Origin of the sequence: Paenibacillus sp. FSL H8-0079 (assembly GCF_037991315.1) — a bacterium.
GTDB lineage: Bacteria > Bacillota > Bacilli > Paenibacillales > Paenibacillaceae > Paenibacillus.
The window spans coordinates 903,869-920,521 of record NZ_CP150300.1 but is presented as its reverse complement, the minus strand read 5'-3'; the positions used below and the strand labels follow the sequence as shown (position 1 = coordinate 920,521).

Sequence of the window (16,653 nt, the reverse complement as noted above, 5' to 3'; positions counted from 1 at the left end):
TGATGAACGATGTGATATTTCACCTATCAATCTATAACATAGTATATTTTTCATTTATTTTCCAGAATATATATTTTAACACGATCTCTTCAGCGGATTATACAGGAATATTTTCATTAACTCGCTTTCCAGTATTAAGCTTGCTCATATGCTCTGGATCGCTTACAGCGCTCGACAATGCAGCACATTCACGAAATGCAAAATGTTTGCACCCTCTACATTTCTGATCATCCAGATGCCTTAATGCAAAATTGATGGCTTCACCCGTATGTTCAAACATATGATCAGGACCAATCCGTTCAATCAAGCCTGTTCTCTTCAGCATCTCCAAAGGTTGTGCCTGAATGCCTGAAAGTAGAATCCTCCCCCCAGATTTCTCCATATGTTTGACAACATGGGCCAGATTGGATTCACCTGTCGTATCCATAAAGGGCACCTTGCCCATACGCAACAACAAGATACCTGGTCGCCGATGAATCGAATCCATGACCGACTTCTCAAACCTATCTGAGGCACCAAAGAATAACGGCCCTTCAATTGTATACAGGCTTATTTGTGGACAATCATGTCCTTCGTGGACCATGTGGGCCATGACTTTCTCATGTTTATGATTGGGATCGGGCAGTACTTTGGCAACCTTCAACATCTCACTCATTCGCTTAACAAATAAAAGGACAGCCAGAATCAACCCAACCTCTACAGCTGTCGTTAAACTTGTGAATACGGTCAGTAAAAAGGTAATGAGCAAAACGAGCGAATCGCTCGTTTTGGTTTTCATGACATGCATGAACGATCTCCGTTCACTCATATTCCAAGCCACCATCATCAGGACTGGAGCCATACTGGCAAGTGGAATATGGGAAGCATATGGCGCGAACAGAATAATTACTAGTAGGACTACTACACCATGAATAACCCCAGACAATGGTGATACAGCTCCAGATTTAATATTCGTTGCCGTACGTGCAATCGCTCCTGTTGCAGGAATACCACCAAATAACGGTGTTACTATATTAGCAATCCCCTGTCCAATAAGCTCCCGATTGCTGTTATGGCGACTTCCGGTCATGCCATCGGCCACAACAGCAGACAACAATGATTCGATTCCGCCCAACATGGCGATGACAAAAGCGGGTTGTAGCAAGTTTACGATTCGCTCCCACGTAATCTCAGGCACATGAAATTGAGGCAAGGAGCTTGGTATCGCACCAAAGGACGATCCGATCGTAGTCACCTGCCCTTCAAAAAACAACGCTGCGACTACCGTCGATAGCACCAGACCTACCAGTGATGCAGGCACCTTCGGTGCAAATCTCGGCACAAGCAGAATAACAGCCAGACAACAGCCTGCTGTCAGCAAACTATATATATTAATGGTTGAGATATGCACCCCGATTTCTTTCATATTGGACCAGAAATCTTCATGCTTCTCAATCCCGCTTAGTCCCAGAAAATTAGCAATCTGCCCACTGAAAATAATAACGGCAATACCTGCCGTAAATCCAATGGTCACGGGTCGTGGGATAAACTTGATTAAAGCCCCAAGCTTAAAAAGTCCCATCACTACAAGCATTACTCCAGCCATGATACCGGCAATCAGTAAATTCTCATATCCATACTGCATCACAATGGCGAAGAGGATCGGAATGAATGCCCCTGTCGGGCCGCCAATCTGGAACTTGGAACCTCCTAGCAAGGAAATGAGAATCCCTGCGATCACCGTTGTATACAAGCCATACTCCGGTTTGACCCCGGAAGCGATAGCAAACGCCATACCGAGTGGAATCGCAATAATACCTACAATTAACCCTGATAACAGATCCTTCCGAAAAGCAGAACCATTGTACCCCGCATATCTCCCCATGCATTTCATCTGACTTAACCTTCTTTTCTTCATATATTTGAATATTTGAATATAATAAGAAGACTACGCCCCTGCGAGCACCCTGTCAATCGTAATGCTCACACCTGAGACGTTGATTACATGCAAAAAAACAAGAAGTTACCTGAACTTACTTCCGGTTCCTCTTGTTTCGCGTGTTTATGTTTCTTTGCGGATATCTTCCAACATGGAAATGGCATCGACCAGATGATTGTCAAAAATCTGTTTGGCAACCTCCAGCAAGTCTTTAATCAAAGGGTCTCGCAGAGAATATATGACCGTGGTTCCTTCTTTCAGACCCTGTACAACATTTTTGCTACGTAATACAGCCAGTTGTTGCGAAACGGCGGAGCCTTCTGACCCCAGGATACTTTGCAACTCGTTGACGTTCTTCGCCCCTTCACTCAGCAACTCCAGAATCTGAATCCGCATGGGATGAGCCAAGGCTTTGAAAAAATCCGCTTTAAACTGTTGTATGCTCTGATTCATACGTTATACCCCTTTATTCAAACTTTTGAATATATAAAGATCATAACATAGATGCGATCATAAGTTTCATTCTATACCGTAACGATCGGCACCTGCTACATAACAGCCTTGACCTTGAAGTATACTTCAACCTTTATACTGTACATATCAACCTTCAATGATGAGAGGACGAACCTTAAATGAGCATACAAATTTATAATAAAAGACGCTCTGTAACGAGCTATCTATTAGAAAAATACATCGGAACATTAGATACCAAGAAAAATCTATCGACACGGGAACTTACGCAGAAACATCTGGAGCACATGGGCGTTGAGAACATTAAGCCCTATCAATTAGGTAAAGTTAAATTAACTTCGCCTATGAAGGAGCGTTCCTATGAAGACATGCAGGTATTTACTTTAAATGACCAGAGTTCCCCTGAACAACGGGTGATTCTCTATATCCATGGAGGTGCCCATACGCATCAACCACTGTCTTTTCATTGGAAGTTCATGGATCATATGGCTCAGGCACTGAATGCCAAAGTGATTGCCCCCATCTATCCCAAATTGCCACACTTCAACTATCAGCATACGTATCCCAAACTTCTAAATCTGTATCGCGATATCATTGCATCCATAAAAAGTCCCTTACAGCTAACTATTATGGGAGATTCAGCAGGAGGAAATATCTCGCTAAGTCTTGCACATTACCTGAAGATGCATTCTCTTCCTCAGCCGAAAGACATTATTCTATTATCACCGTGTGTGGATATGGTTCTGGATAATCCAGTGATATTCGACTATGAGACCAGAGATCCCATGCTGGCTGTGGAAGGATATGATGTGATTCGACGGATTTGGGCAGCCGATAAACAGTTGGACGATCCGCTGATTAGTCCAATCTACGGGGATTTCGAAGGGCTTGGCAAGATTAGTATCTTCATCGGAACCCATGAAGGTTTATTTCCGGACAACATGCAGCTTGATAAAAAGCTGACGGACCAAGGCATTGACCATCATACTTTCGTTTATCCCAAAATGAACCACGTCTTCGTACTGTATCCGATTCCTGAAGCCAAAGACGCTAAGCACAAAATCATTAATATCATTAAACATGTATCACATGAATCGCATATATAAGACTACAACGGATAAAATCCAGAAAATTCTCATTCACTACTTGTAAATTATATTATTCCGGGTATAATACTCGGTATATAGAAAAGCGTAGCTGACTGGAGTGAATAACGCCATGGATTCTTTGACACAAACTTGGGTTAACGATTATTTGGACTTATATAATTTTGCCCGTACAATAGAAGACTCGGAATGGGCTGAAGATATTCTCAGAAAGCTTCGTGATCAGAAAGATGCGTTGCTGGAGAAAGAACGGAAAGCTATACTGCTCCGTGAATTGCTTATAAGCTATGACCGAATTAATAAGCAACTGGTGGATATTTTCAGCAAGCTAAGAGTCGCTTCAGAAGGATACCAGACGGAATCCTTACAGGAGCAATGGTTCAAATTAAAGCTGATGCGGATCGATGTATCGCGGAAGATTCTTCAATATAAATAAGAAAAAAAGCCGGTCTGCAGTTCGTCTGCTCAACCCGCCCTATTAAAAGGCTTACTATTCTTTGGACTGCATACAGTGAACTGTTCTGCAGCAGAGTTGTAAAGCCCGCCAGCTTTACAAATCGAACTTGTAATCAATGAATTACATGGATGCTTTCTTCATGTTACTCATCATGCCCATCATAGTGGTCATCATTTCGTCGCACTCTTGTATGCAGGACATCATTTTATTCATATCCATGCCTTCCATCATGCTCTTGTCTTCCATACATTCCATCATCATCTTCATGGATTTCATTTTGCACATCATTTCTTCCATGCACATATTCATCATCATGTTCATCATCATCATATTTTCCATCATCCGTACCTCCTATTAAAATGTAGTAGACTTCCTTTTTTTAGAATAAACGATAGCCTACGTAAAAGCAATCTTTTTCCTCTTGCATTTCCATAAAATTTCTTGTATAATACGCATTTAACTTATCAATCCAGTCGGGAATACAGGCTTTAATAGACACTGAATACAACAAAAGCTCAAGCATTGGCTGATCGCCGCAGGCTTGAGCTTTTTTCGTTATGAAATAGAACTACTATCCGTTCCTACACTGATTTAATTAAGCCAATCTTGGTAATCACCGTATCATACGGATCTAATTCTACAGTTTGTTTTCCATGCTCCGTATCAATCGTTGTGGATTGAACCTGATCACTATTATTTATCACAACCAATATGTTGCTCTCAGGGTAGTAAGCACACTCAGTATATAAGTTATCTGGAACATACTTCGCCTCACCCACTTCATTCCCGGCAAAACGAATTAGATTCTGCAGCAATCTCGTATTTTCCCAATTGAATTCGAATGAAGACAAGTAGATGCCTTGCCCTTTACCGAAAGTATGCGTGGACAATGTAATGTTGCCATCTGTCTCGTGCAATACTTTGGCTGTCCCATCCGTAAGATATATGTTACCTTTACCTTTTGATGCGATATTAGCATCTTCCGGTACCAAACCATGCTCATCCCCAACCTCATACGACCATTTTCCATGAACAACTCTTGCACCTGTATCCTCATCTACCCCAAGCACATGCGCCATTCTGAAAAAGCTGTCGTACCCTTCAATTGCTGAAGGCTGGTTGATACCCATAAAGGTACCGCCCTCGTACACCCACTGGGTCAGGATGTCTACACCTTGGTGGTCATTCCAATGCTCTCCACCACTCCAGGCAGAACCAGCGGAACCCGCATTAATGACGACATCCACATCCTTCAATGCACCCTGACGAATATCATCAAAATCAATGAATTGGACCTCGATCGGTAAACCCGATAACGCCTCATTCACATGAATCAGATCATGCATATGCGTTTCATGAAAATGACCGGACAAGGTCCACGATCTTAACTTGCCCCAGCTATGCAAAACGGCTACCTTTGTCTTGATCTGATATGGTTTTCCCTCTTGATGCAGCTCTTTCATTTCCCTGAATTCATGGGCAATCTTCTCGATATAATCCACAAAGTCCGGGTAAGGCTCAACCAGATGCAAATATCCACCTAGTCCAATCCGGTCAATCGACTCCCGAAGCAACGCACGCCGAATATTAATCCAATATTTCTTCGTATCCAGGGTTGGATCTCCGCCCTCCTTGAAGGTAGGAAGTCCGCCTAAGCCAACTGGGAACAAATATGGATGCAAGCGAATCTCATGGGTATCAACCTTAACGCCTGAGCACATTCTTGCCTCATAACCGGAGAACACACATTTGATCATACCGTCGAATCCAAATTCCTCAAAGCGATCATTGTACGGCTCCATGCCTACCCAGCTGTCATCATAGAAGACATACGCCAGCTTGTCATGTTTGTGCACAATATCAATCAACTTTTTACCGAATTCAATCACAAAATCATTGATAAATGCCATCCAGTCCAGTTTGCGCTGATCCGCAGGCATATGAGTGACCTGATATTTACCGCCATTTACAAAGTCCTCGGCGGAGAGTGAGTACCCATATTTTTGAGCAAACAGATCCAGCGCTCTCGAACTTACCGTGAAATCGTATGAACCCCAATCCGAGAACAGATGGCGATTCCGCTCATCACTGCCCCAGATCCAGGCGAAGTTATAAAATAGGGACGTAAAACGTACAACCGTTGTTTCCGGGTGGCCTTGGCACCAGTTTTCCATCCAATCCAGCAAATAGGTTTGGGTGTCTGTATATATCGGGTCAATCTGCATCAGATGCTCTTTGTCCCAATTATTCGTCGTGTGATTGTACATGGAAATCTCTTCCCATATCCGATAAACCATGAAACTCACCGTGTATTTATGCCAAGGAGCAACACCAGTAATGACAACATTGCCAGATTCCCTTTCATAATTCCACTGTCCTCTAGGTACCTCTTCCCCAGTCGTTCGATCATAAACTTGCCAATATTTAAACGCTTCTTTGGAATCATTCACCCTGAATTGTTCAGCGAAGAAGTCCTCCATTAGATAGATGGATACATAATCTTGCACAGCAACCTTCGGATTCGTAATGAGAAAACATTGCTGCAGCTTATCCAGATTACGGGATGCCCATTCATTATGATCCCGAATAATGCAAATGGTTGAATAGATGCCATATCCGGCATTGATAATCTCATCGGACAATTTCGTACCGTCACTGTCACGGATCACATCGGCACCCCAGCGATTGGCAAGTTCCAGCGTCAGTGCCTCATAACCGGATTCTCCCGGTAGTGTAAAGGAGCCTTTGGTTGGTTTGGACAATGTGGTTCCCTCCCTATCTCAACATATCGGACAGAAAAGCGAGTGCCAGGCCCTGACCCCAGCCCTGAATCCAGTCTTTTGGAATATTACGATAGCCATCCCGATCCTTCATCACCGCGGTACCTCCAGATACACCTAGCACGCGTCCATCTTCGCTAATGTTGTTCAGGATGCCTTCCAATGCCTTTTGCACGTATTTGGTATGTAGTGGATTGCCATTATTGATCATCGCTGCTGCAATACCCGCGGAAGCTGACACCTCTTCATACGATTCTTCGTCATCCAGAACCGTACGCCACAAGCCGTTCTCGGTCTGTACCAGCTTGAGAGCCGCCAATTGATCGCGAAGAGCACATTCTACATCCATACACTGCGGATACAAATACCAGTCGTTCAATTGCGGTTTCACTTGAGACATCGTATAGGCTCCCCAAGCGTTCGCTCTTCCCCAGTAAAATCCGGACATGTGGTCCTTGTTAATATTGTTATAACCGTGATACCAAAGACTACTGGTCGGATCTTGCAGGTATTTGATATGCCAGTAATACTGATTCAGCGCATCCTGAATCATGGCCTCATCTTTTAATTTGCTACCTACGCGGAGCAGAAAAAATGCCGCCATAAACAAGGTATCAGCCCAAGCCTGTTCCGGGAAATCATTGGAAACGGATACCGTATGCTGAAGCACATTGTCTCCAAAGCGAAGCGCATGGTTCTGGAGATAATCAACTTTGCTCAGGACAATATCCCAATATTTCTGATCTCCGGTTTCTTCATATAAAGTGATGAGCACATGGCCCATGGCACATGTATTTACCGTCCAACTTGGCAGCCCCAGCTCGATATATTCGTCCGCCCATTTCACCAGCCTGTCCAAAATCTCTTGGTTGCCTGTCGTTTGATAGGCTCTGGATACGCCATAATAAGCCACACCGCCGGGCCAATCCCATGTCAGATCCATATCCAGTGTTTTCTTGGTAACGTTCTCGATTACGTGTAGGATCTGTTCCCTGTCATATTTCACTTGAAGCATTGTTATTCCCCTCTCCCTGCGCACACGCCCCCAAGTGCGCCCTGAGAGGTGTCCGTCCATTTTTGTAAACGCTTTACTTATTCCATTGTACGCAGTAAAATAGTCTCAATCTAAGCATATTCGCAACAAAACTGTGCAATTTCAATCATTTATACATAGGAGTCCTCGAAAATGCCCAAACCGAAGAAACCTGTCATTGAATATCGCCACTACAGCCTGCCCATTGATTTTCCTGTCCTGTTACTCAGTGGAGACCGCTGGAGAATATCTGATATCAAGAGTGAGCATCTTCATTTCCATAACCACATGGAGATTGGCATCTGTTATTCAGATGGAGGCATCATGGAGATTAAGGGGGAATCTGTACCTTTTCGGGCAGGCGACGTCACGTTCATTCCCCGCTATCTTCCGCATACCACATATAGTTCGCCTAATAACGCCAGCCTGTGGGCCTATATCTTCTTTTCACCGGAAGAGCTCTTCCGTCATTCGCTCAAAACCGCCCAAAGTCACATTGAACCGAATCTATGGGCTATTCAGGGAACCAATTGCATTCTGAATAAGGAACAGCATCCCAAAATTCATATGCTCGCAACTTCAATCGTTGAAGAAATGAAGCAGCAGTCCCCCTATTATCGGGAGAGCGCGTACGGCTTGTTGATGTCTCTATATATCGAACTGCTTCGAGTTCATGCGAGTAACGAGAGTTGGTCAGCGCAAGAACAGGAACGAGATCTCCAAGGTGATTTGGTCATTTCACCCGTGCTGGAGTTTATCACGAAAAATTATATGATGCCCGTGACCATCGATTATCTCGCTGATCTGTGTCATCTGAGTACAACGCATTTTCGCCGCAAGTTCCATGAAATTATGGGAACCACGCCGCTTGATTTTCTGAACAGTACCCGGGTCGAAGAGGCATGCAAGCGATTGAAAAGCACAGAGGCCTCCATTCTGTCCATCTCCGAGCAGGTCGGCTTCCGATCCATCTCCAGCTTTAACCGTTGCTTCGCCAAACTGATGGGAGAATCGCCCAAAACCTGGCGCAAAGGGGCACATACGGAAGCACAGTCTGCAAAAGCGTCCATACTGGAATTTACGGGGTGGGTATGAATTCACTTGCACAGGTAATAACCCTGCTCATAAAAAAGGGTACAAAAAAAGCCCGAAAGTCGTGATGACTTTCGGGCTTTTCCAGTTCAAATCAACAACTTCATGTTTACAGCAAATCCAGTTCCACAAGTAATCTGCGGACAAGCGTCGCCATTTCGGCACGCGTTACCGGAGCTTTTGGCTCAAGTGTCGTTGCCGATTTTCCTTGAATTAGACCCAGTTTCACCGCTTGCGCGGCACTGTCTTTGGCCCAATCAGACAACGTTGATGCATCGGTATAACCTTCAAGGCTATTAGCTGCACTACTCACAGCTGGTGCAGTATGTCCTGCCATCTCGTATGCACGGATCAGCATGACCATCACTTGCTCACGTGTCATGGCATCCTGTGGACCGAAACGGTTACCGCTGTAGCCCGTCATGAGGCCATAAGCAGTTGCCGTTTGTACCACATCGTTGTACCAATCTGCTGCCTTAACGTCTGCGAATGTTGAACTTACGCCTGTGTCTGGTTTCAGGCCAAAGGCCCTCACCATCAGTGCAGCAAGCTCTGCCCGAGTCATGCTACGCGAAGGCTCATATCGAGTAGATGACACGCCATTCACGATGAGACGTGATGCCAGATCGTGAACCGCTTCGCTTGCCCAGTGACTCTTCATGTCGCTAAACGAAGCGTCATATCGGATTGGCAAGTATACGCTGTTGGTCATACTGCTGGCGATGGCAACCATCCGGCCTTCCCGCACTTCGAAGCGAGTAGGCACATGCCGCAAGCTGCCATCAGCCTCAAGAACGACCACTGTCGATACGGAGCGCTCGTCCTCTCCAACCGGCAGGTACAGTTCTTTGGTTGTCATTTTCAAAAGTTTATCAATCTCGACTGACTTGCTACCGTCACTTGCCGTCATGTTGAAGGTAACCGGGGTTCCTCTTGGAATCATGCGGCCTTCACTAGCAAGCCGTTCGTATGCCTGATCCGGTTTGCCTACATTCAAGCTTACTTTGATATCCTCGGCCTTTTGCGCCGGGAATGCTGCTTCGAGTGCGTTCAGATCGATGGCATTCCAATCCAAACGGTAGCTGCCCCAATCGCTTTCCAAATCCATCGAAATGTCTTTGGCAGCAAGTTGTTTAATCAGATCCGCATCCAGCTCGAAGCGTAACTGCTCCAGTTGGCCTGCAACGTGCAAACGAATTCGCTGTCCTTGCTTGGCTGCATCAAGCAGCGCTTCTCGCACAGGACGAGCAACCACAGTTGGGCCATTGACGCCTGGCGTAACATCGACCAGCAACAATCCATCCTTCTGCACTGCATCCAGTTCCAGAGGTACCTTCATGTCGCGACCTCCAACGGCACTATCGATCGCTACGCCACCGACCGTCAACGGGCCAACAGGCACATTGGATGCCGGTGGTTTGCTGCCGCCCGAGCTTGGCTCGCTTGGTTCCACGCTTGATGAGATCCGCTCATTCATCTTCACCGCAGCAGAGGATGCTGTCGTGAGTTTTGGCTCACTCGTTGTTCGTTTGGCGATAACAACCCACTCGCCTGGTTTTGCTTTGATGACTTTATCGGAAGGCAGCGTGTTCCATCCGCTGATATCCTGTTCAAATGTTGGTAGCATCACTTGCGATTGGTCCGTGAAAATACGGTATGCCAGTTCACTGTCAACCATGTTGCCTTTGTGTCCGGCAGCGCTGATCGAGACACGTGTCTCTCCCTTTTTGCCCGTTCCGATCGTGGATGCTTTGATCGTATCCATGTAATCCGGTGGTGCAGCTCCCGTCTTCGGTGCAACTACGGATACGATATCCGTCGTGCTAAGCTCCGTACCTTGCCATGTATAATCGGCCTGGATTAGAGCAGCTCCAACACGTTTTCCGTCAAGAAGGCCCTCATCCTGAACGGCTGCGTTCGCTTCACCCATAACCACACTGTAGGTGATGCTGTCATTGTCTGCGAGTTCACGAGTTCCATCCGTATACTCCACATAAGTCTGAACCGCAGCTTGTTCTCCACCAGCAACAAGTTCTTCCGGCATAACCAGTTTCAGTCTGCGCGGCAGCTTGAAGTCACCGTTCAGCACCTCGACAACGGCAGAGTTCACATTGCCTGCCGCGTCCTCCGTTTTAATTCGGAGACGGGTCTTCATGCGGTTCACATCAATCGGCACCTCATGTTTAAAGACTCCGTTCTCGTCCGGTTTGAACTGTGCCAATTCTTGATCACTATCGGCATCCGTAACTGTCACTTGGGCGTCGGTCATCGTTGTACCCTGTACGAGCGCAACACCTCCCTGTGCCCGTTCGCCTTGTGAAGGTGAATCCAGATAGATCATCGGAGCCGTCGTATCCATCGTCACGTACAGCATTGTGACTGACGTATCCCCTGTGCTGGTATTACGAGCTTTGAGCTGGACTGCGTATACACCATCTACCTCAAAGTTGAACTTCAGCTTGTCCGTTGTTGCAAGGTTAGTGGTGCCGAGCGAACCATCGTCCGTTGAAGCCTCTACAACAACGTTTGACTGATTCGAAGCCACGTTCACGGTTACCTGATTCGAACTTGTAACAACCTCGTATTTATTGTTGACCACTTGTTTGTTATCGAGCGAAAGCACTGGCCCTGTAGGGGCAGGAAGCAGCTTCGTCCCGCTATACGTCGTTGTGGATAAACGAAGATTCGCTTGCTCATCCGATGCCCGTTTGCGTGCGACCGTAACGCCCATACGATACGATTTGCCCGGCTCCAGGCCGGAATGGCGTACCTCTTTATCCTCCATGACAATGGTGCCGTCTGCATTGCGCAGCACTTTGCCATCCGCACCCAGCTTAGGCGTACCCAGTGCATTCCATCCACCCACGGTCACATGATACTTGCCATCCTTGAGCGTGGCCTTCAAGTCGGATTCACTGTATCCTTCTTCGCCGAACGGATCATACAGATGTCCTTGCTCATCCGAAGCGGTCAGGATGTAAGTGAACTCCTCCGCTTCTTCTTCGGCTGTTTTGGTGATCGCTGGGAAAGCGACCTCGAACTGCCCGTTACCGATGCTTCTCGTTTCCACTACCGGCACGGCGTTGGGAGCAAACGGATCTACGAGCGTGTACCCTTCTTGTGAAGACAAGACAGAGAATGCCATATCCGTTTTCAGTTCCGTACGCAGATAATATGTCCCTTGTTGCAGCAAACCACGAAGGTCTGCTCCGCCGAGGTACGCAATCTGCTTCACGTCAAAGGTCCTCTCGCCGGATGCACGACCGTCAGCACCAATATCGGCACTTTCGATCTCGATGCCTTTGGCAATCATGATCCCCGGATCTACTGATTCATCCGGTGTAGGTGTTGCCTGCAAACGATCCGAAGACAGATACAGATCAACCGTATCTCCCGGTGAAGCGTTGTCCACGGTCCAGGTTGCTGTGAATTGGTCCGCATCCTGTGGATCTACCACAAGTTCCGTCGATGACAGTTCAGGAAGTACTGGAATGTTCATCAGCTTGGACTTGACCGATTGACTGGACGTCAGCGTCCAGCTTCCCATTTTGGCATCGTCTTGTGGAATCGCAACATAGATCCGACGGATATCGGTTCCCTGAAGCTCTTCTTTTTTGGTCACTGTTGTACCATCGCTCTTCAGATCACCCTCTTTAGGTGCTTTGATAATCTGTTCAAACGCCGTTGCGTTCCGATCCGTTGCTTCTCCGTACACGATATCGTACGTGCTTCCGTCATCACGTTTCAGAGTCAGGGTAGGTCTGGTTGTTGTAAAATACTCCAATTCAAGGAGCGCATCCCCTGTCACTCCGCTCATCGGGATCACATGCGTTTTCCCTCCATTGGACGTACGAATGCCGCCAATGCCGAGGTTTTGCGAGCTATCCTCGATCATATCAATGCCGTCCCCAACAGCCGTATACCGAATCTCGTAACGCTCAGGCTCCTCATTTTCCCATGAGGTCGCAAGCGTCTCGATTCCCGTTCCGATCTGTAACAGGCGCGGACCCTGTTCTGGATCATTAATCGACAGGTGTGCGAGTGCCTCGTTATCCAATGCCGATCCATCGGTCATAAACGAGATACCGCCGCCCCAGTAATATTTGATGCCCAGGGTGAGGAATAACAAGGATATCCCTGCCCACAGTTCATCGTTATTAACGCCTGCACGGGTTCCAAATCCTAAACCGCCGACAACTGGCACTGAACTTGGTATCTGTATTTTGGAGCTGACCATACCCTCAAAATCGACTCGTCCCTTCTCCAGGTTCTCGCCGATAAACAAGCTGGCACTGCCCACGATGATATCCCATCCACCGACATCAATCTGTGCCCTGGCTCGGATAAACATCGGGCTGGCCCATTGGGTCTGGACAAGCGCTTCCGTCAGCATCGGGATGACTTTGCTGCCTTCACCGAAGCCGAGTTTGCCCACTACTTTGAATCCGGTAGCTTTGAGCGTCAGGTCTACACTACCTGAGAAAACAGCCGGTTTCTGTCCCAGCTCCATATCGATGCCTGCCTCCAGCGTCAGTGGCAAGCGCTCGGTACCACCGGCAATCGTCATCGCAAGTTCACGGATCGCGCCGCGAATACTTGAGATTTTGGTAGCCGGATTGATCATGATGCCCGGATCAGGAAGGTCCGATCCAAAAGCAATGACGTCGGGAATAATTCGTCCGTCGGGAACTCGTTTAAAGGCAAGCTCCGCACTAATGGAGAACAAGTTCTCCAGCTTCGCCTCGAAGTTAACGCCGTACGAATTCATGACGCCGTATTTGTTCGGGTCTTTATAGTGCGTAACATTGATACCGCCCTTTACGCTATCCTCGGAGTCCGGTTTGAACAAACCAATTCTATTATCCAGTTCAAACGCCAGTGAGGAATCAATGCCTACAAAGCCCGATTGGTTGAACATAACGTTGCTTACTTCCCCATTTACAATAAACATCTTCATTGCACCACCGAAGGACACCCCATCCTGCCGTAGCACAAAGTCATTGAGTTTCAACCCAAAGCCATTCAGCGAGAAGGTAGGTGTTGAAAACAACGTGTGTTTATTAAAGTACACATAGGAGACAAGCAGATTGCGGTATGGATTGAGCGCATCGCCCAGCATACCGTTAGCCCAAGTCAGAGTTCCGTTCAGGGTAGGGTCTTCCGGATTGCGTCCTTCCTCCCATGCCTGCTCTTCATCCGTCAGCTTTGATTCCGTTCCGAGTGACTTATCGAATCCGTTGTAGAAATCAACGGTCCATTCACCAGAGTGGAATACGAAACCGCTGTTCGCCACACTTAGGGTACCGTCGCCACCCACAAAGAGGGTTTGCAAGAACGGCGTGTCTGTATTGGCTCTCAAATCTTTGGCGAGTGGAAAATTCCCTGTTGAAATGGTGAGGTCTTTCCCGCTGTAAGCTACACTCTTGTTGAGAATCGCAGGTTCTGTATCCGATTGAACCGTGTATTGGGCGTTTGCACCCGTACCGGACTGCACGATCTTACCGCGCACTTCCAGAACAACCTCCTGCTCGGTATCCTCATCAAGTCCTTTTTTGAACGTTTCGAAGGCTGCTTCATTTTCGAACGTTTGGACCGCATATACCGGCGAAGCCGATGTATCGATTGCCCCAGCTACATCCAGGGCAGGGTCCAGCTTGCGTGAAGCTGCTACCATTTCCTGCTTGGCAGCTGTCAGTCTCGCCCGGTCCTGATCCAGCTTTGTTTTGAACTGCGTATCCGTCAGGTTACCATACGTCCATGGCAGCACGCTGGCAAACGTCGCTTTCTCACCAGCACCTGCATTGAGGTCCAGTTTGGTTTTAAACACAGCGAGAATTCCGGCTTTGCGAACCCGGTTCTCTTCGTTCTCGGTTATAGCAAAGGTCTGGTCTGTCTTGAAGCTCAGCGCTTCAGCCATCTCGGGAATGGACTTGTCCCGATAGTCCACTTGCACGGCATATTCACCAAGTGGCAAGATCGCGTCGTTCAGCACTTCGAGCGTTGTGCCATCCGCCTTCACCTTTTCCCCGCCACGATATACCAGCTTCAAATCTCCCGCGAACCCGTTTCCAAGTGGCTGGGATGTTACAGATCGGGTCACCGGCACTTTGTAACGATCCCCGTTCTTCACGTTCACCAGATACATGTCAAAGTTGGCAGCGGTAGATGTTGCTTCATTGCCGACATTGTAGGCAGCAATATTGGACACGTTCAGCGTGATGTACTTCTCGTCCTTGCTGTACGCTTCCTCCGGTGACATGGCGTAGACCAACGTCTCTCTTAATTCGCCAACCGGTGGCAGGAAAATAAAACCTGCTCTTGACGATTCATAGATTGCACGAATTTCCGATTCCGGAAGCCCCTCGTTCTCTTGAGCAGCCGTCTCCAGCTTTTTCTCTGTCTCCGGGCTGCTCACCGTCACCATATACTGGCGCGTTGAAGGCCAGGCTTTGCCTGTACCCTTCACTCGCCATTTGGCTGCGACGACCTCGCCCGGTTTATACGGAATGAATTCAATGCCCTGTGCAGCTTGTTCCGGCGGAACATCCTTTCGGAAGGTAAGCTTCTGGCTCGTTGCATTGAGTTCCTTCCCATTCTCATCCACAAAGCTCAGACCTTTCTCCAGTGTCAGAGTCACATCGATCTGGCTATGGTTTGTGTTGAACATCTCCAGGTTCTCGATCTCCGTGTTCACTTCGAACACGCCGTCATTCACGTAACCCGTCTCTTCCTCATTGGTCTCCAGCTTCTGCGTTGGATCCAGGAAACGAACATCGAATACCTTCTCCGGGGATACAATCTCGCCCAAGCCGTACACCAGTTCATACGAGTGTTGGCCACCAGCTTGAACCGCATCAGGCTCCCAATAGAAAGCCACGGCCGTATCGGCTGTACCGTAGTCATTTGTATCCTGCGTAAAATCAAGATTCTCGTCCGGTTCATATTCCCATTTCGTTCCGGCGAGATTGGCCCAATGGCCTACCACCATTTCATCAACAATGTTAATGCCGCCCTCGAACAAGTTGTTGAATCCATAGGCAATGACATTCGTCGCCAGCGGATTGCTCAGATCAAGCTTGTCCCGCATCACCCAGTACGGTGGCAGTTTATGCAAATTGTATGCCTGCTCGTCCACGTTTTTGTCATAACCGAGCTTCTCTGGCTCGTGAACCAGTTTGCGCTCCACCGTAAGTGGAACGGAATAATTCTGCCCGATCTGGAAGGCCGGGCCGTCATTGCCACCAACCGACGTGTCCAGCAACACACGTGACCCGATCTCTACCTTGGCATTTGTCGTATTCTCCACCACATATTGAACACGCGCATTACCACCCTGATCCTTGTCTTCCTTCAACAGCAAAGTGATCACTTGGCTAATGCGAATACCTTGAACGGTCCATACGGTAACCAGACTTTGGGTACCGTCATTACCCGTAACGACCTTTGGAGGTGTAACCTCCGAGGTCCAGTTCGGTGCCATTTTGTACGGATTACCGAAGATCAGATCCGTTCCGTTAATGCGGAATGTCGTGAACGACGTCTCCGGGTTATCTCCACCAAAGATCATATCCACGCCGTTATCCTTTTTGCGGATTGGCTGTCCGTCTTCAGTACGAATACTGAAGCGCCCACTTGCATTGTCCACTGTTACTTTGATAAACCCGTTCTTAATGGATGTCGTTCCCGCTGAGGAAACGGCCGCTACCGCGATGTGAAGCGGCAAGACGCTGATCAGCATGACCATGGCCATCAACGTTGCGATTATCCGAATGATTTTGTTCCGTCGCATGGGTGAA

Annotated in this window: 9 protein-coding genes; 3 read left to right on the top strand and 6 right to left on the bottom strand. The window is 47.6% G+C overall.

All coding sequences use genetic code 11. The features are described from left to right. Positions 1-97: 97 nt before the first annotated feature. Positions 98-1,873, bottom strand: coding sequence for a sulfate permease (gene sulP / locus MHI06_RS04140; protein ID WP_340400545.1), 1,776 nt, complete (start codon positions 1,871-1,873; stop codon positions 98-100). 168 nt (positions 1,874-2,041) lie between these two features. Further along, entirely contained in the window at positions 2,042-2,371 is a 330-nt protein-coding gene (locus tag MHI06_RS04135; RefSeq protein ID WP_062836296.1) for a metalloregulator ArsR/SmtB family transcription factor, read from the bottom strand. 179 nt (positions 2,372-2,550) lie between these two features. Between MHI06_RS04135 and MHI06_RS04130 the strand changes: the two genes are divergently transcribed. Together MHI06_RS04130 and MHI06_RS04125 are read left to right on the top strand one after the other, a co-directional pair. Further along, the gene (locus MHI06_RS04130; RefSeq protein WP_340400544.1) at positions 2,551-3,495 is read left to right on the top strand and encodes an alpha/beta hydrolase; all 945 of its coding nucleotides are present in this window, start codon (positions 2,551-2,553) and stop codon (positions 3,493-3,495) included. A 112-nt stretch (positions 3,496-3,607) separates the two neighbouring features. Continuing rightward, positions 3,608-3,931 (top strand): hypothetical protein, encoded by a 324-nt coding sequence (locus tag MHI06_RS04125; RefSeq protein WP_340400543.1) that lies wholly within the window; start codon positions 3,608-3,610, stop codon positions 3,929-3,931. Between the two features lie 141 nt (positions 3,932-4,072). Here the strand turns inward: MHI06_RS04125 and MHI06_RS04120 are convergent, their stop codons facing one another. The 3 genes from MHI06_RS04120 to MHI06_RS04110 all read right to left on the bottom strand — a co-directional run bounded on the left by MHI06_RS04120 (position 4,073) and on the right by MHI06_RS04110 (position 7,747). Then, positions 4,073-4,294 carry a hypothetical protein gene (locus MHI06_RS04120; RefSeq protein WP_340400542.1) on the bottom strand — a complete coding sequence of 74 codons (222 nt, stop codon included), beginning with the start codon at positions 4,292-4,294 and terminating at the stop codon, positions 4,073-4,075. A 239-nt stretch (positions 4,295-4,533) separates the two neighbouring features. Beyond that, positions 4,534-6,714, bottom strand: a complete 2,181-nt coding sequence (gene gnpA, locus MHI06_RS04115; RefSeq protein ID WP_340400541.1) for a 1,3-beta-galactosyl-N-acetylhexosamine phosphorylase — start codon at positions 6,712-6,714, stop codon at positions 4,534-4,536. A gap of 13 nt (positions 6,715-6,727) precedes the next feature. Continuing rightward, positions 6,728-7,747 carry a glycoside hydrolase family 88 protein gene (locus MHI06_RS04110; protein ID WP_340400540.1) on the bottom strand — a complete coding sequence of 340 codons (1,020 nt, stop codon included), beginning with the start codon at positions 7,745-7,747 and terminating at the stop codon, positions 6,728-6,730. 171 nt (positions 7,748-7,918) lie between these two features. Here MHI06_RS04110 and MHI06_RS04105 point away from each other — a divergent pair, with 171 nt between their 5' ends. Further along, the gene (locus tag MHI06_RS04105; protein WP_340400539.1) at positions 7,919-8,860 is read left to right on the top strand and encodes an AraC family transcriptional regulator; all 942 of its coding nucleotides are present in this window, start codon (positions 7,919-7,921) and stop codon (positions 8,858-8,860) included. Positions 8,861-8,966: 106 nt separating this feature from the next. Here MHI06_RS04105 and MHI06_RS04100 read toward each other — a convergent pair whose 3' ends face one another. Further along, positions 8,967-16,646 carry an S-layer homology domain-containing protein gene (locus tag MHI06_RS04100; protein WP_340400538.1) on the bottom strand — a complete coding sequence of 2,560 codons (7,680 nt, stop codon included), beginning with the start codon at positions 16,644-16,646 and terminating at the stop codon, positions 8,967-8,969. Positions 16,647-16,653: the final 7 nt, after the last annotated feature.